The sequence below is a fragment of the Gemmatimonadaceae bacterium genome, from assembly GCA_035533015.1.
Taxonomy (GTDB): domain Bacteria; phylum Gemmatimonadota; class Gemmatimonadetes; order Gemmatimonadales; family Gemmatimonadaceae; genus JAGWRI01.
Genome location: DATLUQ010000052.1, coordinates 1 through 19757, shown reverse-complemented (window position 1 = coordinate 19757; position 19757 = coordinate 1). Strand labels below are relative to the sequence as shown.

Annotated in this window: 21 protein-coding genes and 2 tRNA genes; 14 read left to right on the top strand and 9 right to left on the bottom strand. The window is 69.5% G+C overall.

The genetic code is table 11. From position 1 onward, the window contains the following. Positions 1–20 precede the first annotated feature (20 nt). A tRNA-Asn gene (locus VNF92_11385) sits at positions 21–94 on the top strand. A gap of 104 nt (positions 95–198) precedes the next feature. Here the strand turns inward: VNF92_11385 and VNF92_11380 are convergent. Both VNF92_11380 and VNF92_11375 read right to left on the bottom strand, forming a co-directional pair. Next, the gene (locus tag VNF92_11380) at positions 199–660 is read right to left on the bottom strand and encodes a prepilin-type N-terminal cleavage/methylation domain-containing protein (protein HVA58479.1); all 462 of its coding nucleotides are present in this window, start codon (positions 658–660) and stop codon (positions 199–201) included. Then, entirely contained in the window at positions 657–1208 is a 552-nt protein-coding gene (locus tag VNF92_11375) for a hypothetical protein (protein ID HVA58478.1), read from the bottom strand. The genes VNF92_11380 and VNF92_11375 overlap by 4 nt, the downstream gene beginning before the upstream one ends. 254 nt (positions 1209–1462) lie before the next feature. Between VNF92_11375 and purE the strand changes: the two genes are divergently transcribed. The 3 genes from purE to VNF92_11360 all read left to right on the top strand — a co-directional run bounded on the left by purE (position 1463) and on the right by VNF92_11360 (position 4576). Next, positions 1463–1939 (top strand): 5-(carboxyamino)imidazole ribonucleotide mutase, encoded by a 477-nt coding sequence (purE, locus tag VNF92_11370; GenBank protein ID HVA58477.1) that lies wholly within the window; start codon positions 1463–1465, stop codon positions 1937–1939. Further along, positions 1936–3075, top strand: coding sequence for a 5-(carboxyamino)imidazole ribonucleotide synthase (gene purK / locus VNF92_11365; GenBank protein ID HVA58476.1), 1140 nt, complete (start codon positions 1936–1938; stop codon positions 3073–3075). Before purE ends, purK begins: the two co-directional genes overlap by 4 nt. Before the next feature lie 256 nt (positions 3076–3331). Next, positions 3332–4576 carry an acetate kinase gene (locus tag VNF92_11360; GenBank protein ID HVA58475.1) on the top strand — a complete coding sequence of 415 codons (1245 nt, stop codon included), beginning with the start codon at positions 3332–3334 and terminating at the stop codon, positions 4574–4576. 61 nt (positions 4577–4637) lie between these two features. On the opposite strand, the gene uppS is transcribed toward VNF92_11360, so the two are convergent. The 3 genes from uppS to VNF92_11345 are packed head-to-tail and all read right to left on the bottom strand — an operon-like array spanning position 4638 to position 6387. Then, entirely contained in the window at positions 4638–5369 is a 732-nt protein-coding gene (gene uppS, locus VNF92_11355; GenBank protein HVA58474.1) for a polyprenyl diphosphate synthase, read from the bottom strand. A 3-nt stretch (positions 5370–5372) separates the two neighbouring features. Further along, entirely contained in the window at positions 5373–5783 is a 411-nt protein-coding gene (locus VNF92_11350) for a transcriptional regulator (protein HVA58473.1), read from the bottom strand. Further along, complete coding sequence (locus tag VNF92_11345) at positions 5773–6387, bottom strand: hypothetical protein (GenBank protein HVA58472.1); 615 nt, start codon at positions 6385–6387, stop codon at positions 5773–5775. Before VNF92_11345 ends, VNF92_11350 begins: the two co-directional genes overlap by 11 nt. Positions 6388–6528: 141 nt before the next feature. Between VNF92_11345 and VNF92_11340 the strand changes: the two genes are divergently transcribed. The 3 genes from VNF92_11340 (at position 6529) to VNF92_11330 (ending at position 8868) form a co-directional block, all read left to right on the top strand. Beyond that, entirely contained in the window at positions 6529–7605 is a 1077-nt protein-coding gene (locus VNF92_11340) for a hypothetical protein (GenBank protein ID HVA58471.1), read from the top strand. Continuing rightward, entirely contained in the window at positions 7602–8081 is a 480-nt protein-coding gene (gene moaC, locus VNF92_11335; GenBank protein HVA58470.1) for a cyclic pyranopterin monophosphate synthase MoaC, read from the top strand. The genes VNF92_11340 and moaC overlap by 4 nt, the downstream gene beginning before the upstream one ends. A 184-nt stretch (positions 8082–8265) precedes the next feature. Continuing rightward, positions 8266–8868, top strand: a complete 603-nt coding sequence (locus VNF92_11330; protein HVA58469.1) for a transglycosylase SLT domain-containing protein — start codon at positions 8266–8268, stop codon at positions 8866–8868. Here VNF92_11330 and VNF92_11325 read toward each other — a convergent pair. After that, on the bottom strand, positions 8858–10195 hold the full coding sequence (locus tag VNF92_11325; protein ID HVA58468.1) for a LysM peptidoglycan-binding domain-containing protein: 1338 nt from the start codon (positions 10193–10195) through the stop codon (positions 8858–8860). The two genes, VNF92_11330 and VNF92_11325, sit on opposite strands and share 11 nt — an antisense overlap. 179 nt (positions 10196–10374) lie before the next feature. Here VNF92_11325 and rpiB point away from each other — a divergent pair, with 179 nt between their 5' ends. After that, the gene (gene rpiB, locus VNF92_11320; GenBank protein ID HVA58467.1) at positions 10375–10833 is read left to right on the top strand and encodes a ribose 5-phosphate isomerase B; all 459 of its coding nucleotides are present in this window, start codon (positions 10375–10377) and stop codon (positions 10831–10833) included. On the opposite strand, the gene VNF92_11315 is transcribed toward rpiB, so the two are convergent. After that, entirely contained in the window at positions 10826–11092 is a 267-nt protein-coding gene (locus tag VNF92_11315; protein HVA58466.1) for a (4Fe-4S)-binding protein, read from the bottom strand. The two genes, rpiB and VNF92_11315, sit on opposite strands and share 8 nt — an antisense overlap. A gap of 207 nt (positions 11093–11299) precedes the next feature. Between VNF92_11315 and VNF92_11310 the strand changes: the two genes are divergently transcribed. From VNF92_11310 to VNF92_11295, 4 genes are all read left to right on the top strand, one after another. Next, a complete protein-coding gene (locus VNF92_11310) occupies positions 11300–11809 on the top strand; it encodes a DinB family protein (protein ID HVA58465.1) in 510 nt (169 codons plus the stop codon). 37 nt (positions 11810–11846) lie between these two features. Then, positions 11847–12308 carry a PaaI family thioesterase gene (locus tag VNF92_11305; GenBank protein ID HVA58464.1) on the top strand — a complete coding sequence of 154 codons (462 nt, stop codon included), beginning with the start codon at positions 11847–11849 and terminating at the stop codon, positions 12306–12308. Positions 12309–12409: 101 nt separating this feature from the next. Further along, on the top strand, positions 12410–12694 hold the full coding sequence (locus tag VNF92_11300) for a hypothetical protein (GenBank protein ID HVA58463.1): 285 nt from the start codon (positions 12410–12412) through the stop codon (positions 12692–12694). Positions 12695–12727: 33 nt separating this feature from the next. Next, the gene (locus VNF92_11295) at positions 12728–13612 is read left to right on the top strand and encodes a CopD family protein (GenBank protein HVA58462.1); all 885 of its coding nucleotides are present in this window, start codon (positions 12728–12730) and stop codon (positions 13610–13612) included. A 3-nt stretch (positions 13613–13615) separates the two neighbouring features. Here VNF92_11295 and VNF92_11290 read toward each other — a convergent pair whose 3' ends face one another. Beyond that, complete coding sequence (locus VNF92_11290) at positions 13616–15799, bottom strand: acetate--CoA ligase family protein (GenBank protein ID HVA58461.1); 2184 nt, start codon at positions 15797–15799, stop codon at positions 13616–13618. Between the two features lie 351 nt (positions 15800–16150). Here VNF92_11290 and VNF92_11285 point away from each other — a divergent pair, with 351 nt between their 5' ends. After that, positions 16151–18607 carry a protein kinase gene (locus tag VNF92_11285; protein ID HVA58460.1) on the top strand — a complete coding sequence of 819 codons (2457 nt, stop codon included), beginning with the start codon at positions 16151–16153 and terminating at the stop codon, positions 18605–18607. A gap of 42 nt (positions 18608–18649) precedes the next feature. Here VNF92_11285 and VNF92_11280 read toward each other — a convergent pair whose 3' ends face one another. Further along, entirely contained in the window at positions 18650–19072 is a 423-nt protein-coding gene (locus VNF92_11280) for a lipocalin family protein (protein ID HVA58459.1), read from the bottom strand. Positions 19073–19616: 544 nt separating this feature from the next. On the opposite strand from VNF92_11280, the gene VNF92_11275 reads away from it, so the two are divergent. Beyond that, positions 19617–19689 (top strand) — tRNA-Lys (locus tag VNF92_11275). Positions 19690–19757 lie beyond the last annotated feature (68 nt).

Sequence of the window (19757 nt, the reverse complement as noted above, 5' to 3'; positions counted from 1 at the left end):
GGATACCTTTCAACGACCATTCCCCAGTAGCTCAGTTGGTCAGAGCATCCGACTGTTAATCGGAGGGTCGTAGGTTCAAGTCCTACCTGGGGAGCCTGCGCCGTAACCGACAGCCCGAGCGCGAGTTGCACGCCCTTTGCGGCGAGCGGCTCGCGTTCTTGCGTTGGCTACGCCTAACGGGCCGCGCGGCTCGCCGGCTCAGAGCCCGAAGATGATGAACGTGTAGTTCTGGCCCGACTGGAATTGCGGCCAGTTGGCCAGGAGGGCCTGCACCAGTTGACCGACGCGCGGGTCCGTGGTCTCCACCGTGATGCCGATGATCCCGGTCGTGGACGGATATCCAGGGATCGTTTGCGACACCGGCCAGTTGTTGTACTGCAGCGAGTAGTCGGTCTTCACGAACGAGAAGCCGATCGGCAGGTAGCTGATCAGGGCCGGCGGAACCTCCCCCATCGCGCCGGTGAGCGGATACGCCGAGCTGTCGGTGTAGTAGTTGTATACGCCGTCGCGAATGGCCACGATGTCGCCCACGACCGCGGCCGCCTTGGCGCGCTTGATGAAATCCCCGGTCTTGGGAATCACGATCCCCGCCAGGATCGCGATCACCGCCATCGACATCAGGATCTCGACGAACGTGAACCCCGGGCGGCGAAGCCTCACTTCGCTTTTCCGGCGGTCACCACGTCCATCGCGTTGCGGAGAAACGCGTCCATCGATTCCGTGGAATAGAGAATGATCGGATGGCTCGCCTCGTAGCGCAGGCTGAACGATGTGTCGGAGAGCGGCACGTACTTCACGCCGGCGATCCGATCACCCACGTCGGCCAGCGTCGCCGGCACGGAGCCCATTTCCCGGCGGTACTCGAGGATCCGCTGGGCGAGCAGATACATCGCGAACCGCATGTCGGCATCGTGCGTGGCCGAGACCACATTGGGATCGAACTGAGGCCCCCAGATCCAATCGGGCTTGGCTGCGAACGAGTACAGCATGAAGCAGAAGCACACCAGCGTGGTGAGCGGTATCCACACGCGGGGCCGCGGCAGCACGAGCGGCGTGGGCTTGGATACCTTGACGACGTAATCCATCACCTCGGCCAGCACCATCGCGCGGTCGAGCGGCGACGACGTGTCGTCGGCGGCGGGCAGGCCCGCACCAGAGGGTCGCGTCGGCGATGGAGAGGGCCGCCTGCCCTCGTCGGGTGGGGTCAATGACAGGGTCTCACGGCGAAGGCACGGGCGCCACAACGGGGGCCGTCGCACTCGGAGGGGATCGGTGAAAACAATAGGCCCCCCGCGCTCCCACCGAAAGGCCCGCGCGTGCGGTGGAGCATCGCCGCCGGGCGGCCTATATTACGGCGCGCACCGGTCGTGCCCCCTTTCACCACGGGTTTGCCATCATGCCGTCAGCGCGCGCGCCCCGCTCCCCCGCTCCCCGCGCCCCGGCGCCGTGGGTCGGCGTCATCATGGGCAGCAAGTCGGACCTCGCCCACATGCGGGCGGCCTCCGAAACGCTCACCGCGCTCGACATCCCGCACGAAGTACGCGTCGTGTCGGCGCACCGCACACCCGATTGGATGTTCGAATACGCCGCCAGCGCCGAGTCGCGAGGCCTCGAAGTGATCATCGCGGCGGCCGGCGGCGCGGCCCACCTGCCCGGCATGGTCGCCGCCAAGACACTCGTCCCGGTGCTCGGCGTACCAATTCCCGCCACCACGCTCAACGGGCTCGACTCGCTGCTCTCCATCGTGCAGATGCCCAAAGGCGTACCGGTCGGAACCCTCGCCATCGGCGAGGCGGGGGCGGTGAACGCCGCGCTCCTCGCCGCCGCCATCGTGTCGCAGCACCGGCCCGACGTGCGTGAACGGCTGCGCGAGTGGCGCGATCGCCGCGCGGCGGACGTGCTCATCGAGACCGATCTCTCGCGCCACCTCACGAAATGACGGTGATCCCACCCGGCGCCACCATCGGCATCCTGGGCGGCGGGCAGTTGGGTCGGATGACCGCGCAGGCCGCGCGCACGATGGGCTACGCCGTGCACGTGCTCGACCCCTCGCCCGATTGCCCCGCGCACGCCGTGGTCGACCGCCTCGTCACCGCGGCGTTCGACGACGTGGACGCCGCGGCCGATCTCGCCCGCCACTGCGACGTCGTCACCCTCGAGATCGAGCAGATCGCTGCCGCCGGCCTCGAGGCCGCTCAGCGCTTCGCGCCGGTGCGGCCGGCACCCGCCATCATCGCCGACGTCCAACACCGCGGGCGCCAGAAGGCCTGGCTCGGCAAGCACCGATTCCCCATCGGGCCCTACCGCGACGTGCGCACGCTGGACGACCTGCAGGGCGCCGTGCGCACGCTTGGCTCCTGCTTCGTGAAGTCCTGCCATGGCGGTTACGACGGCCGCAGCCAGGTGCGCGTGGAGTCGCTGGACGAGTGCGCCGAGGCGTGGCGCGCCCTGGGCGAGCGCCACGCCGTGGCCGAACAGGCACTCGACCTGGAGATGGAGATCTCGGTCATGGTGGCGCGCCGGCCGTCGGGCGAGACCGTGGCCTACACGCCGGCGCTCAATCACCACACCAATCAGGTGCTGTCGTGGTCGGTGCTGCCGGCGCCGGTGCCCGACGCCCTCGCGGCCCGCGCCGACGAGATCGCGCTCGGCATCGCCCGCGCGATGCAACTCGAAGGTCTGCTCGGCGTGGAGATGTTCTGCACGCGGACGGGGGAGTTGTTCGTCAACGAGCTGGCGCCGCGCCCTCACAACTCCTACCACGCGAGCGAACGCGCATGCCCCACCGGCCAGTTCGAGCAGCTGGTGCGCGCGGTGTGCGACCTGCCCCTGGGCGACGTGCGCATCGTGGAGCCGGTGGCGATCGTGAATCTGTTCGGCGATCTCTGGACCGGCGGCCGGATGCCCGACTTCACCCCGGCGCTCGCGCTGCCCGGCGTGCGGCTTCACCTCTATGGAAAGGCATCGGCGCGCCCGGGGCGCAAGATGGGCCACCTGTCGGCCGCCGGATCCACCCCCGAGCGGGCGCTGTCCAATGTGCGCGCTGCGGCCGCAGCCATCGGGCTCGTCGTGTAGCCATCCCGCAGCGCGCCAGGCCGCATCACGAACCGAAGGGGCGAACCACGATGATCCACGATCGAGCGGGAAACCACCTGCTTTCTCCGGCGGACGCGGAAGGTACTGCTCACCCGGGCCAGCAGTACCTTCAAGGGAATGGCCCGAGCAGGATCCGGCCGTTTCCGACCCATCCTGAATCATTGCAGATCCGAAAACCTGCGATCCTGCTGCACGCAGGACGCCGCGATCTCGAATGCCCAGTGGAGTACATCCCATGAACGTGCTGGTCCTGAACTCCGGGTCCTCGACGCTCAAGTTCGAACTCGTGCGCACCGACGCCGATCGCATGCGCGACAACACCGATCAGAAGCTGGTACGGGGGACGGTGGAGCGCATCGGCGGCGAGGCCGTGTACGCGTTCACGGTGCCGGGCCGGCCCACGGCGCGCGGCACCGTCGCGGCCCGCGACCACCGCGCCGTGCTCGAATTCGTGATCGACTGGATGGCCGGACCCGACTCGGGCGTCGATATCGACTCCGTGGGCGCCATCGAAGCCGTGGGTCACCGCGTCGCCCACGGCGGCGAGCGATTCCGCTCATCGGTGCGCATCGACGATGACGTCCTCCGCGCCATCGAGGACACGATCGATCTCGCCCCGCTCCACAACCCGAGCAATCTCAAGGGCATCGCCGCCGCGCGCGCCGTCCTGGGCGCCGGCATTCCGCAGGTAGCCGTGTTCGACACGTCGTTCCATCACACCCTGCCCGAGCGCGCGTATCTGTACGCGCTGCCCTACCAGCTCTACCGTCGCTACCGCATCCGCCGCTACGGCTTCCACGGCACCTCGTACCGCTACGTCACCTGGCGCTACCGCGCACTCACCGGGCGCACGCGCGAACAGACCAAGCTCATCGCCCTCCACCTCGGCAATGGCTGCTCCATGTGCGCCGTCGATGCCGGCAATTCGGTGGACACCTCGATGGGGTTCACGCCGCTCGAAGGACTGGTCATGGGCACGCGCTCGGGCGACCTCGACCCCGCGATCCTCGACCACGTGGCGGCCAAGGAGGGGCTGTCCCTGAACGAGGTCGAGAATCTGCTCAACAAGCAGTCGGGGCTGCTGGGCGTGTCGGGACTCACCAACGACATGCGCGACCTGCTCGCCGAGGCGAACGAGCACGACGACCGTCGTGCGAAACTCGCCATCGAGCTGTTCTGCTACCGGGCGCGCAAATACATCGGCGCCTACCTGGCCGCGCTCAACGGCGCCGACGCGATCGTGTTCGCCGGCGGCATCGGCGAGCACGCCGCGCCCGTGCGCGAGCGCATCTGCGCCGGCCTCGACTGGCTGGGGGTGACCCTCGACCCGGCGCGCAATGCGAGCACCGTCGGCGGCGCCGAGGGGCGCATCAGCGCCGACGGCTCGCGCGTGGAGGTCTGGGTCATCCCCACCGATGAGGAATTGCTAATAGCGCGCGACACGGTGCGGGTCATCGCGGGGCTCGAGGCCCGCTACTGACGCTCGCCGAGCGCAAGACTCCCCTGCGGTCGCGAAACGCGCCCGCAGGGCTCGGCGACGGTCAACTCGCCGCCTGCGCCGGCACCCCGCCGAACCGCCGCTCTCGGCGCTCGAAATCGTCAAGCATCTCGAGCAGATCCCTGGCCGTGAACTCCGGCCACAGACGCCGGGTGAACGCCAGTTCGGCATATGCACACTCCCACAACAGGAAGTCGCTCAGGCGCTGATCGCCTCCCGTGCGGATGAGCAGGTCCACGTCGCGCGTGCCCGCGCCCCCATGGTCCGCCTGTGCCAGCAGTTCGGCGAACTGTTCGCGCGAGAGCGAACGGCCCTGGGCCAGCGCCGCGGCCCGCAGGATCGCGTCGCGCGCGGAGTAGTCCACCGCCACGCGCAACTGCATGTCGGTGCACGACGCCGTCATCGCCTCCGCCTCGTCGATCGTCTGCCGCAGGATCGCCGGCAGCCGGTCGCGGCGTCCGATCACCGACAGCCGCACCCCGTTGTCGGCGCAACGCCGCGACTCGGCGAGCAGCGTGCGGCGGAACAGGCGCATGAGCGCCGTGACCTCACGCTGCGGGCGCCCCCAGTTGTCCGACGAGAACGCGTACAGCGTGAGCATCCCCACCTCGGCACGGCGCGCTGCTTCGACGATCGCCCGCGCGGTGCGCACCCCCGCCCGGTGGCCGGCCGTGCGCGGCAGGCCGCGCGCCGTGGCCCACCGCCCGTTGCCGTCCATGATGATCGCCACGTGCAGCGACCCCCGCGCGCCCGATCCCTCCGATGCCGGTGCCATGCGCTATCCCTCACGCGTCGCGCGTATTAGCGCTTCCATATGCCCGAGATACCGCTCCAATGCGCGCCGGCCGGCGGCCGTCAGCGCGTACTGCGTCCTGGGCATCCGTCCCTCGAACGTCTTGGTACAGGTCACGTAACCGGCCTCCTCGAGCTTGCGGGCGTGCACGCTCAGGTTGCCGTCCGTGGTCTCGAGCAGCGCTTTGAGATCGTTGAAGCTCAACCGCTCGTTCACCGCCAACGCGCTCACGATGCCCAGCCGCATCCGCTCGTGGATCAGGCGGTCGAGGGCGAGCGCGCTGCCGGGCTCATCCGGCGACCTGCCCCGCACCGGCGTGAGCGCGTGCGCCGGCTTGCGAGCGCCGCGCCCGCGGTCGGCGTCGTCCTTGGGAACCGCACTCTGCTTAGCCACCATGCCTCCGCGCGATCATCATGCCGAATGTGACGTGCAGTCCGCCGAACCCGATCACCAACATCCCCGTGCCCCACGCCGGCGGCGCGAACAGCGCCGCCGCGCCCAGCGCGACGAATGCCATCCCCATCACCGGGACGATCCGCACCGAATAGGCGCCGGCCGCAATCACGCCGGCCCCGTACAGCAGCATCCAGATACCGGGGAGCATCGCCTCCAATCCATGCACGACGCAGGCCGCGGTGAGCAACGCCCCAACCAGCATCGCCGGCGCGAACGCCAGCACCAGCTTTCGCCCCGGTCCCGACAGCAGCGGCACGTTGGCCGCGCGCGCCTTGCGCGAGGTGGCCCACGCCGAGATGGTGCCCGCGAGCAGCGCCTCGCCCAGCCACACCGCCACCCATCGCACCGGCGTGGGCTGGGGCGCCGCCACGGCGGCCGCCATCACCGCGCTCGCGCCAATGATGATCTCACCCCACCCCGACACGGCCGTGAACGTCCCGGCACGCTCCATCGTCTCGCGAATGAACCGGAGATTGTCCATCGCCCGCGCGTGCATATCGGGCGGATCGGAGGGCTGCGGCCGCGGCGGCGCTGGAAGTGTCATGGGATGGAATGATGGCGGCCGAACGCGTCGCTGGCAAGTACTTTTAGCTGCAAAGCTTGGGCGCCGGGGTGCTGCCTCCCCCCCCCCGCCCTACTCTCCTACCCTCCTACCCTCCTACCCTGTTCCCCGTATCTTCCCCGCGTGACCCTCGTCCCGCTCTTCGGCCATGCCGCGATCCGCCAGCGCCTGCAGTCGGCAGTCGACCGCGGAACCCTGCCGGCCAGCCTGCTCCTCCACGGGCCCGCCGGCGTCGGCAAGCAGCGCCTCGCCCTCTGGCTCGGCCAGCGCCTGCTCTGCGACGGTGCCAGCCCCCGCCCCTGTGGCACCTGTCAGCAGTGCCGTTATGCCCTCGCCGGAACGCACCCGGACCTCCACTGGATCTTTCCCAGGCCTCGGCCCAAGGACAGCGACGCGTCCGCCGCGGATGTCGAGGCCGACTACGGCGAGGCCATCGCCGAACGCCTCGAAACCCACGGCCTCTACGCGCCCCCGGACGGAACCGAAGGCATCTACGTCGCCACGGTCCGCGCCATCGTCCACGCCGCCGCTCTCGCGCCCGCCCTGGCCGCCCGCAAGGTGTTCGTCATCGGCGACGCCGAACGCATGGTGTCCCAGGAGGGTTCCGACCAGGCCGCCAACGCCTTTCTCAAGCTCCTCGAAGAGCCGCCGGGCAACACCAACATCGTGCTCACGAGCAGCGAGCCGGGCGCCCTGCTCCCCACCATCCGCTCCCGCGTCATCGCGTTGCGCGTGCCCCGCCTCACCGATGCCGACATGGCCGCGTTCCTCGACCACGAAGCCGTGCGCGCGCACCTCGACACGCTGTCGCTCCCCCGCGACCGCGCCGACCGGCTCCGGCTGGCCAATGGCGCCCCCGGCGCCCTGCTCGCGCAGTCGGCCATGGATCAGGCGCTGGCGCGCGCCCGGCGCTTGCTCGACGCGGCCACGGGCGGCGATCGCGCGGCCCGCATCCGTGCCGCCTTCGTGCAGGGCAGTTCCGGCGCGCGCGGTGAATTCAGCGACGCGCTGCAGGCCCTCACCCTGTTGCTGCACGAGCGCGCACGGGCCGCCGTGGACCGCGACGACCAGGCCGCTGCGCTGGGCGCTTCGCGCGCTGCCGACGCCGTGGAACGCGCAAAGGTACTCGCCGCCGGAAACGCCAATCCACAGCTCGTCACCTTCACCCTGTTGCGCGAGCTGGAGACCACCCTTCGATGACCGACCGACTCTCCCACGTGGGACCCGATGGTGAAGCGCGCATGGTCGACGTGTCCTCCAAACCCGTCACCGTGCGCGCGGCCCGGGCCGCGGGGTCCATCCGCATGGCCGCCGCGACCCTCGACGCCATCGAAGCCCATTCATTAAGGAAAGGCGACGTGCTCGCCGTCGCCCGCGTGGCCGGGATCATGGGCGCCAAACGAACCGCCGAGCTGATTCCCCTCTGCCACCCCCTGCCTCTGGACGACGTGCAGGTGACGCTCACGCCTGACCGGTCGCTGCCGGGCATCCGCGCCCAGGCCACCGCGCGGACAACCGGCCGAACTGGGGTGGAAATGGAGGCGATTGTGGCCGCGTCCATCGCCCTCCTCACGGTATACGACATGGCCAAGGCGATCGACCGCGGCATGACGATCGGCGAGGTAATGCTCCTGGAAAAAACAGGTGGACAACGGGGGGACTGGTCCCGAGGTTGATGCGGGACCATGTATTGCTTATTGTGCTATAGGTCTGGTAGGGGTTCATTGTACTTAACCTATTGCCACCAAATAACTTATGCGTGACCTATCTGGCACTTACGTGCGCCGGGGAGACGCCGTCCGACGGAGACGCCGGGCGAAACGTTTGCTCGCCCTCGTGGGCGCCGGAGCGGCCTCCGCGGTGCTCCTGGTCCTCTATCCGTCGCCGTCCGCCGAGCTGGCTCAGGCGGCGGTGGTGACCCATGAGCGCTCCTCGTCCCCGCTCAGCGAAGCGGCGACGCTCCGCAGCCAGTTGGCCGAGTCCCGCGGGCAGGTAAACAGCCTGCAGGAACAGCTCGATCGGGCCAACCACCTGATCAGCTACTCGTCGCGGTACGGCATCTCCGCCGATCTCGCGGGGAAGGTGTACGATGCCGCGACCGGGGAGAATGTGGACCCCGAGTTGGCTTTCCGGCTGGTCAAGCTGGAGAGCGATTTCAACACGCGAGCGCAGAGCCCGGCTGGCGCGATCGGCCTCACGCAGCTCATGCCGGCCACCGCCCGATTCTACCAGAAGGGACTGCGGGCCAGGCAACTGTTCGACGCCGACCTCAACCTGCACATCGGCTTCCGCTACCTGCACTCGCTGGTGGAGCAGTATCACGGCCAGATCGACATGGCATTGCTGGTGTACAATGGCGGCGAGGTGGCAGCCGCCGCCGTGCAGGCTTCGGGCAAGAGCCCATCCAGCGACTACACGCGGGTCCTGATGAAGGGCTACAAGGGCCCCGGCATCATCGACTGATCCGTAGCTTCTGCCCGATGCGGATGGTGTCGTGGCGGAGTCGATTGAGCGCTTTGATGTGGGCCACGGTCGTGTGGTACTTGGCCGCCAGGCCGCCCAGCGTCTCACCCTTGCGCACCACGTGGACGCCGCCGGCGAGGCCGTAGAGTTCGATCGACGGATTGGGCACGGCCCGCGCGGCGTCCGCTACGGCTCTGGTCGGCACGAGCACCGACTGCCCCGGCACCAGGTGGCCGCTCTTGTAGCGCCGCAGGTGCGGATTGAACTCTTCCAGCTGGTGCACCGTGATCCGGTACTTGCGCGCGACGGTCGAGGCGTACTCGCCCGACTTTGCGCGGACGGTGCGGGCCCCGATGCGTTCGGACGGGGAGAGCGCCGCGAAACTGGTGTCGAACCGTGCCGCTGTGCCCACGGGGATTCGCACGTCGATCGAGTCGTCGGGGGGCGCCATGCCCCGCAGGATCTGGGGGTTGAGTTCTTGGAGCGCCGCTACGGTGGTGCCGCTGGCGGCCGCAATGGCGGCGAGCGGCGTGGTCGGGCCCACGCGCACCGAGTCGTACACGAACGCCGACTCGGGCTGGATGTCGAGCCCGTAGCGCTTGGGATCTTTGGCCACGAGCGCGGCGGCGATCAGGCGCGGCACGTACTCGCGCGTTTCGGCGCGCAGGTAGTCCTTGTCGGAGAGTGCGAAGTACAGGTCGTCGCCCTCCGTGTCCTGCAGTGCGTCGGCGTAGCGGGTGAGCCCGCGCTGGATCCGGCCCGGACCGCCGTCGTATGCGGCGGCGGCCAGATAGAGCGAGCCGAACTGGTCGCGGAGTCCCTTGATGAACTTGGCGGCCGCCGCGGTGGACTTGACGGGGTCGCGGCGCTCGTCGATCCACCAATCCACTCGCAGCCCTTCGCCACGCGCCGTGCCCGCCATGAATTGCCACATGCCCACGGCCGCGGCGCTCGAGTACGCGTTGGGGTCGTAGCCGCTCTCGATCAGGCCCAGGTAGTACATGTCCTCGGGGAGGCCGGCAGCGCGGAATTGTTCGCGGATCATGCCTTCGTAGCGAGTCCCGCGCTCGAGTTGCTGCGTAATGTGATCCTTGGCCGGACCCGTGAACACCGCGATGTAGCGTTGGACGCGCTCGCGGGTCTCGTACGACCGCACATCGATGTCCCAGCTGGGACGCGCCGAATCGGCCTGGGCGGCGGAATCACCGAACACGCTCGTCGCGCAGTTGGCGACGTCGCTGTCGCTCACCGCGCCCGAATCGGCCGCGGCGCGGGTGGAATCGGCGACGCCCGTGGGCACCAGCGCCCGCGCGGCCGCCGGTGCCATTGGCGCCGGCGGCGCCGGATTGGCCGGCGCGGGGGCGACAACGGGCGCCGGGCGGGGTGCGCAGGCGGCCAGCGCGCACGCCGCAAGGAGTGCGGAGGCTGTTCGATTCACCCGTCCACTATATCGGTTGGGCCGCGCCAGGTCTAGCTCCGACGCGACGACGACGTAAATTTCTTCGGATGATCGTCGCGATCGGCACCGACCACGGGGGGTTCGGCCTCAAGGAACGCGTGGTACGCGCGGTGGCCACTCTGGGCCACGAGGTGCACGATTGCGGGGCCGCGAAGCTCGATCCCGGTGACGACTACCCGGACTTTGCCAGGCTCGTGGCGGGCGCGATCATCGATGGCCGCGCCGAACGCGGCGTCCTGATCTGCGGCAGCGGCGTGGGGATCTCGGTGGCGGCCAACCGCTTTCCCGGCGTGCGCGCCGCGATCTGCCACGACACGTATTCGGCGCGCCAGGGGGTGGAGGACGACGCTATGAACGTGCTGTGCCTGGGCGGCCGTGTGATCGGCCCCGAACTGGCCGCCGAGCTGGTGGCGGCGTTCCTCGGCGCGCGGTTCAAGGGATTCGATCGCTACGAACGCCGGCTCAAGAAGGTGCAGCGCTTCGAATCAGGACGCCCGGTCAAGTAGAGCGGCGCTCGATCCGCGTGTAGCTGAGCGCCCCGCTCGGGCAGTGATCGACCGCGTCGGCAATCGTGTCGGCGTCCGCTTGGTCCACCTGTACCCACGGCCGCGCGCGCGGGCGGAACACCCGCCCCAACGTACGCGCGCAGACTCCCGAGTGCTGGCAGATGACCGGATTCCAGTGCACGACGATGCCGTCGCCCACGTAGTCGCGGTTCCCTTCAGCGGCGCGGCCGCCGACCGGCGCTCGATCATCAGTCGACATCGGTCATTCTCCTGAGCGGTACGGCCCGTTCACGCTGCCCACGGACTGCAAGCTAAAACGACGGGCCGGGAAATGGGGGCGCCCCGCCGTCCGCATGGCGGGGGCGTCCAACGGCTGGTAGTTTCGTCGCGCCGGCCCCGCTCCCCAGAACGGAGTGCCGAGCCGCTCGAACCGCGTGCCTTCACGGAGCCTTCACCCACTCACCCCATGACCACGGCAGAACTGATCGGGGCAATGCTCACGCGCGATCTGCGCGCCCTGCAACGCGAGATAGCGGCATATGGTGCGGAAGCCGACCTCTGGCGCCTCACTCCATCCATTCCGAACTCGGCGGGCACCCTGGCGCTGCACGTGGCCGGCAACATTCGCTATTACGTGGGGGCCGTCCTCGGCGGCTCGGGATACGTGCGCGACCGCAGCGCCGAGTTCACCGACCGCGAGGTTCCACGTGCGGAATTGCAGCGCCGGCTCGACGCGGCCATCGCCGATGTCGGCGCCACGCTGTCGCGGCTCACCGACGCCCAGATGGCGGAGACCTATCCCGAGACGGTGGCTGGCAACCACGTGGCGACGGCGGACTGGCTCATCCACCTGGCCGTGCACCTCACGTATCATCTGGGGCAGATCGACTACCACCGCCGGTTCCTGACCGGCGACGCCACGTCGATCGGCGCGGTCTCGGCGGCCGATCTCCGGTCGGCGACGCCGGCGGCCTGATGCCGCGCCTGACGCACACGCGCGGCCGGCGCGCGCCGTGAGCGCCGCGCCGCCGGATCCGGCATTTGCCGAGCGGATACGCGCGAGTTTCGCCCGGCAGCGGTTCATGGCCACGCTCGGCGCGTCGCTCCACACCGTCGCGCCGGGCGAGGTCGCGATCGCGCTGCCCTTCGCCGCCGGCATCACGCAGCAGCACGGCTTCCTGCACGCTGGCGCCGTGGCGGCCGTCATCGACTCGGCGTGCGGCTATGCCGCCCTCACCCTCATGCCGCCGGACGCCGCGGTGCTCAGCGTGGAGTTCAAGGTGAACCTGCTCGCCCCGGCGGCCGGCCACCATTTCGTGGCCATCGGCCGCGTGCGCAGAGCGGGCCGCACGATCACCGTCTGCGAGGGCGAGCTACGGGCCTTCGCCACCGGCCACGAGGTTGACGGAACCCTGGTGGCGCTGATGCAGGGAACGATGATGACCGTGCGCGACCGGCCGGGCCTCACCGACTAGGGCATTCGCGCCCGCGGGCGCAGGGTGTATCTTTCCCACCAGGCGCGGTGCGCGACATCCCGCCGGCACTGGGCACGGACCTCCAATCATGGAACCCCGTCATGTCTGCCGACGAAGGCGCCCTCCCCCTCCAACTTTCGATGAACGATGCCATGGCGCTCGTGCGCCACGCCGTGAGTCTGGAGAGCGCCTCGACGCACGAGGCTCAGACGCACGAGCACACCGCCGGCATCCGCCACCTCGCGCGGCGCATCCAGAACGAGGCGACCACCGGCGCCCACGGCAAGTACACCGCCGCCGATGTGGCCTTGGTGGAATCGCTGCTCCCCGTGCTTGGCGCGGCCGGCGACCGTATTGCCAAAGCCCTGCGCAGCCGTGCACACTGACCAGGCACCACCCTCAGACCGACTTCCACTTCCATGAACCTGACCGATCCGCTCCGCGAATTGCTCGGCTTTCTCGGTACGTACCTGTCCCTCGGCGTCGTGGGCCTCCGCTACGGCGTCCTCGGCCCGGCATTGGGCCGCGCCCCCGACGATCGCGTACGCGACACCCTGTTCCGTGATGCCGGCCGGCGTGCGTCGGCCGTTGGGCTCGCAGGCGCCCTGCTCGCCACCGGGCTCACGCTCGCCGGCGCCATCCACTTCGCCACCGCGCGTAGTCTGCCCCTTGTCGAAGTACTCGAGGCGGGCCAAGCCGAGGGCGCGGTGCGCCTGGTGTGTTACGCCGTGGCCATCGTGGGGTTCGCGGTCGTGATCGTCGGACTGCCGTCGGGGTGGCCGCTGGCGGCGGTCGGCGCCATAGGGGGCGCGCTGGTCAACGTGCTGACCCTGCGCTGGGCCACGATGGTGAATCCGGTGCACGTGTTCGCCGGCTCGATCTGGATCGGTACGCTGTTCGTGCTCTTGACGATCGCCATTCCTACCGTGCTCGCCGGCACGCAGACCGGCGGTGACAAGGCACGAACGGTGGCCGACATGGTGAACGCCTTCTCGCCCATGGCGCTCACAGCCGTCTCGGTCCTCGTGCTGTCAGGCGTGGTCACGGCGGTGCGCCATCTCAAGTTCGTGGCGGCCCTCTGGACCACTTCCTACGGCATCACGCTGGTGCTCAAGCTTTGCGTCGTGGCCGTGGTGTTGGCATTCGGCGCGTGGAACTGGCGCCGCGTGAAGCCCACGCTGGGCACCCCAGAGGGGTCGGACCGGATCCGCCGGTCGGCGACGTTCGAGTTGGCGTTCGCCAGTCTGGTGCTCATCATCACGTCGGTGCTGGTGAGCCTGCCGTCGCCCCGGTTGCCCAAGTAGGCGTCAGGGCGCCGGCGGGCCCGGGGCCGCCAGTCGCACCCGGGCGTCGAGGGCTACCACGCCCCGCTCGAACGCGACCAGCGGATTGACGTCGAGTTCGGCGAGTTGTGGTTGGTCCAGCGCCAGTTGTCCCACGCGCCGGAGCGCGTCGGCGATGGCGGCGAGGTCCGCCGGCGCGCTGCCGCGCGCCCCGGTGAGGATGCCGAGCCCTCGAATAGCGCGTACCATGTCGTGGGCGGTGCGCGGGCCGAGCGGCGGCATGCGGAACACCACGTCGCGCAGCGCCTCGACGAACACGCCGCCCAACCCGAACATCACGAGCGGGCCGAAGCTTGGGTCGCGCACCACACCGGCGATCGTCTCACGACCGCCGCTCATCTGGCGCTGCACCAGGACGCCGGTGACGTGCGCCCCGGGCACGCGTTCGGCCACGGTCGAGATGAGATCGTCGTGGGCCGCGCGCACCTCGCTCGCCGAGCGGAGGCCCACACGTACGCCGCCCACGTCGCTCTTATGTACGATCTCGGGTGCCACGATCTTGAGCACGACCGGAAATCCCAGGGCCTCCGCTGCCGCGGCGGACGCTTCGGCACCGAGCGCCAGTTGCGCCGGTGCCGTGGGCACGCCGTACGCGCTGAGCAGGTGGAGCGCCTCGAGTTCGGTGAGCTGCTGGCGGCCCTCGCCAAGCGCCCGTTCGACGATCGCCGTCGCCGCCGCGCGATCGACCTCCAGGGGAGCCATCACGTCGGGCGGCTGCACGGTCCATTCGCGATAGCGATTGAGCGCGCCGAGTGCCCGCGCAGCAGATTCAGGAAACACGTATGCCGGGATTCCGGCAGCGTGCAGCTCGGCGCGTCCTTCGGGTAGCCCGCGGCGGCCCATCAACACCGTGAGCACCGGCTTGGCGCGGTTGGTGCGCGCCGCCGCGGCGATCGCCTCGGCCACCGCTTCCTGTTCCGTGTTGAGCGGGGGAATGAAGATCGGCACCACGGCATCCACGTTGGGATCGTCGAGCAGCGCCGAGACCGCCGCGCGATAGCCTTCCGGCGTGGCCGACGCGATCATGTCGAGCGGGTTGCGCACCGACGCCTCGGGCGGGAACATTGGCCGCAGGCGTTCCACCGTGGCCGGGCTCAGGTCCACGACGTCGAGCCCTGCGGCATCGAGGGCGTCGGCGGCGAGAATGCCCGGGCCGCCGGCGTTGGTGACCACGGCGGTGCGCCGCGACGCGGGCAGCGCCGTGACGCCAAGCGCCATCGCCATGTCGAACAACTCCTCCACCGACCCGGCCCGGAGCACGCCGGCCTGGCCGAGCAGCGCGTCCACTGCGGTGTCGCTCGCCGCCAGGGCGCCGGTATGCGACCAGGCCGCCCGCGCGCCCGCCCGCGACCGTCCCGATTTGACGACGACGATCGGCTTTTGCCGCGTGATGCGCGTGGCGATATCGAGAAAGCGGCGCGGATTGCCGAAGTTCTCCACGTACATCAGGATCACGCGCACGTTGTCGTCGTGCTCCCAATGCTCGAGCAGGTCGTTGCCGCTCACGTCGGCCTTGTTCCCAATCGACGCGAACTGGGCAATGCCGATGCCATACTCGCGCGCGTAGTCCAGCACGCTCACCCCCAACGCGCCCGACTGCGACACGAACGCGGCGTGTCCGGCCGGCGGCATACTCGGCGCGAAGGTGGCGTTCATCGACACGCTGGGATGCGTGTTGATCACGCCCATGCAGTTCGGGCCGATCATGCGCATGCCGTGGCGGCGCACCTGTTCCAGCAGCGCGCGCTCACGCGCCGCGCCCTCGGCGCCCACCTCGCGGAACCCGGCCGAGATCACGACCAGGCCGCGCACCCCCATGGCGCCGCATTCGTCGGCCACGTCGACCACGGCCTCCTTGGGCACGCACACGATGGCCAGGTCCGGCGGCTCGGGAAGTGCCGACACCGAGGGCGCCGAAGCCACGGAACACACGGCCCGGGCGTTGGGGTTCACGGGATGGACCGCCCCGGTGAACCCTTCGGCGATGAGATTGGTCAGCAGTTGATGACCGATCGTCCCCGGGCTGCGCGACGCGCCGACCACGGCGATGCTGCGTGGCGCGAGAATGGGCGCCAGCGGGCCGCGGTCGCCGACACGCGATTCCGGCCGCGCCGGGGCCTGCGCCATGGGGATCTCAATGGGCGTCACGACTCCTCCGCGGGGGTGTGCAAGGAATGTTGTGCCCTGAATGTGAGGGCGCCGGCGGACAAATGCCATCGGTGAATGAACCCATGGTCCGTCGGGAATGCGACGACCCGGCGAGGACACGTTCGCTGCCCGTCGTCGCCTCAGGCTGGAACAAACCGGGGGCTGGCGCGTACGGCGGAGGCGGCCTTCGAGCCGCGATTTCGCTCTTGGCAGCGTATACTCCAGTGGAGGCGCCGCGGCCGGCATGGCGGCGGCTTCCAGGTTGGCGGGGCGCGGGACGGCCAACCCTCGAGGGGGGACGATTGTCCTAGAACGTGCGCGCCGTGAGCGCGCCACCGCGATCAGTCTGCAATGACCGAGATTGGCGAAGCGCTACAACTGACGCTGGGTCCCACCTACGCCGTCGAGCGCGAGTTGGGCGGTGGTGGGATGTCGCGCGTGTTCGTGGCGTTCGACCAGACGCTGGGCCGCCGCGTGGCGGTCAAGGTCGTGTCGCCCGAGCTCGCGGCGTCAGTCAATCTCGAGCGCTTCACGCGCGAGATCCTGGTGGCTGCGACGCTGCAGAACCCCCACATCGTGGGAGTGCTCACGACGGGCGAGGTGGACGGCCTGCCGTACTTCACGATGCCGTTCATCGAGGGCGAGTCGCTGCGCGCCCTGATGGCCAAGACGGGACCGATGCCGGTGCGCGATGCCATCACGATCCTGCGCGACGTGGCGCGCGCGCTGGCCTACGCGCACGAACGCGGCATCGTGCACCGCGACATCAAGCCCGACAACGTGCTGCTGGCGTCGGGTTCGGCCATGGTCACGGACTTCGGCGTCGCCAAGGCGGTGCTGTCGTCGCGACGCACCCCCACGCCCACCTGGACCACGGAGCACGACGCGGGGTTTCTCACGCAGGTGGGCACCACGGTGGGCACGCCCGCCTACATGGCGCCCGAGCAGATCGCCGCTGATCCGAACGTGGACGGGCGCGCCGACATCTACTCGTTCGGCGTGATGGCATACGAGATGCTCGCCGGGGGTCCGCCCTTCGCGTCGCTCACTCCGCAGGCCCTGCTCACCGCCCACCTCACCAAGGCGCCGCGGGCCCTTGGCGAGGTTCGGGCCGGGCTGCCGCCGCGCCTTGTCCAGCTCATCATGCGCTGCCTGGAGAAGGACCGCGACAAGCGCCCCCAGTCGGCGCGCGAGATCGTCGACGCGCTCGACGATCCTGCGGTGGTGAGCGACGGCACCGTGTCCACGCTCGCCATTCCGCGGCACCAACATCGCCGCCGGCTCGTGGGGTTCGCGCTGGGGGCGGTCGTGCTCGGGGCGGCCGGCACGGCCGCCATCTTCACCATGCGCCATCACCCCGTCGCCACCAGGGCCGCCGCTCCGGTGCGCGATACGTCGCAGACGCGCTCCGTGCTCGTGGTGCCGTTCGTCAACCTCGGCGTGGACTCCACCGACGAACCTCTCGCGCTCGGCATCACCAGCGAGCTGCTGAGCGCGCTCACCCGCATTCCCGGACTGCGCGTGGCGTCGTGGCCGGCGGGCGCGGCGGGAGGCAACCAGTATCCCACCGAGGAGGAACTGGGCCAGAAATACAAGGTGGGCTACGTGCTCGAGGGCACCGTGCAGAAGGACGGCACGAAGCTCCGCATCACGGCACGCCTGGTGAGCACGTCCACCGGGTTTTCCGTTTGGGCGGACGTGTTCGACCGCACCATCGGCGACGTGTTCGCCGTTCAGCAGGACATCTCGTCGTCCATCGTTCAAGCGCTCGAACCGCAACTCACCCCGCCGCCCGAACTCCTCGCCGAGCGCGGCACCATGGACGACACCGCATATGAGTACTATACCCGTGCCAACGGGTTCATCAGCCGGCGGGGAGCACAGTCGCTACGGCGGGCCATCTATACGCTGAGCGCCGCCGTGCGCCGCGATTCGTTGTTCGCCAAGGCCTACGCGGCCACGGCACGCGCCTACTCGCTGCTGCCGCTCGACGACGCCACCGCCGGGGACACCGCGGTGGTGCGCGGCATCGCCGCCGCCACCCGCGCCATCGCCATCGACAGCACGCTGTCCGACGCCTACACGGCGCGGGCGGCGCTGTATTGCGCAAGCTTCCGCTGGGCCGACGCCGAGCACGACTACCGGCACGCGCTGGCCCTCAATCCGCGCGACGCGGCCACGCGAAAGGGCTATGGCGAGTTCCTGCTCGTCCAGGGCCGGGTGCGCGCGGGCACGGGCGAGTTGCGCCGGGCCCTGGCCCTCGATCCGACGTCCGCGTCCACCGCGGCGGCGTACGCCGTGGCGCTGGGCATCTCCGGCGACACCGCCGCGGCGGTCGACACGGCGCGCCACGCCATGGCGCTCGATTCCACGGGCTTCGTCACGCGTCTCGCGCTGGGAAGCGTGCTCATCTTTTCAGGCCGCGCCGACGCCGCCCTCCAGCCGCTAGAGGCCGCCAGCGCGCTCGGCACCCCGCGCAACCCCACGTCGAGCGCCGTGTCGGCGATGCTCGCCTACGCCTACGCCCGCGTGGGCGACACCCAGCAGGCGCACGCGATCGCCCAGGCCGCCGCCACTACCAAGAGCCCTGACGCCGCGCTGATCCTCGCTCACGCCGCGCTCGGTGCTGGTGACACCACCCGCGCGCTCGCCGCGCTGGCCACGGCGGCGGCGCAGCATGCGCCCCAACTCTCCGCCCAGCCGCTTGCCGAGCCGATCTTCAATCGCATACGCGGCTCTGCCAAGTTCGCGGCCGCGTTGCGCACGCTCGGCCTGCCCGATTCCATCACCGTCGCCCCGGTTCGCTAGACGGGATTCGGACCTGCCCGGTCGCCCGGAGTTGCCGGCGCGTTACTGGCGCAGGTAGACCAGGGCCATTCCCTGCGCCGTCATGTGGAGCGTATTCCCGCTGTACGACCCCGTGGCTGAGGAGCCGCCCCCGCCGAACTCGAAGGTGATGTTCGATCCGGTCACCGTGAACGTGCCCGCGCTGAGATAATTCTGCGTGTTGACGGCGGCGCCGCTGGTGTAGCTCACATCGCCCTGCTGCACCGTGCTGCCGTCGGAGTTGAGGATGAGGGCCTCGTCCAACCACTTCTCGGTGGTGCCCAGAGTGGTCGAAAGCGTATATGGCAGGCTGTCACCGTTGACCGTCTTGAGACTCCAGGTGCCCACGATGTCTGCCGGCGGGGTCGACAAATGCGTGGGGGCCGTGCTCGCGACACACGCGGTCAACGACAGCGCAATCGCGGAGCAGCGGAGGAGCGTTCGCATCAGGAGTCTCCAAGTGACGAAATTGCCGGTCCGACCCATCGCCGGCCGACCGGATGGTCGACGGACAATGGCCTAGGGACGTTAAGGATGCCGGCCTGCCATACTCTTGGCAAGAATACGCGCTGGTCGGGGCCGGCGCTGCGCCGGGAACGCGCGATAGCCCGGGTTGGGCGATGGTTTGGTGGTCCGCCCATGGGCCAGGGCATCGCGCACAGAATCCATGGTCGGGCGCGGTCTGTGGCCGCGCGAGCAATGCATGCGCAGGCCGCGCCGACCCAGCGATCCGACGGTGGCGGTTCGCGCCTGGAGCTGCCAGCCTGTGTTTCACAAGCGAAGGAGACTTCGAAGGCTCAGCGGTTGTGGGGGCCCCTCGACCAAAAAGTGTGCAATTTCAATCGCTGTTGACAGGACTGGCAGCGGCTCGAGAAACCGCGCCCGGGGCTGGCTGTGGTGCTCGTGCCGACGAGTGTGGTGCTTGGATCCATTTGCCTCGACACGTCGACTTATTGGCTAATCCTCGGTAATTTGGTCAGTCAGCAAGTCCGACCCGGTAGCTCAGCTGGTAGAGCAACGGACTTTTAATCCGTAGGTCGCGGGTTCGAGACCCGCCCGGGTCACTCGTCGTATCGCGCCTGCGTCCTCAGAGACCCGGCGACACGCGGCTCCAGTTGGCCACGAAAGCAAA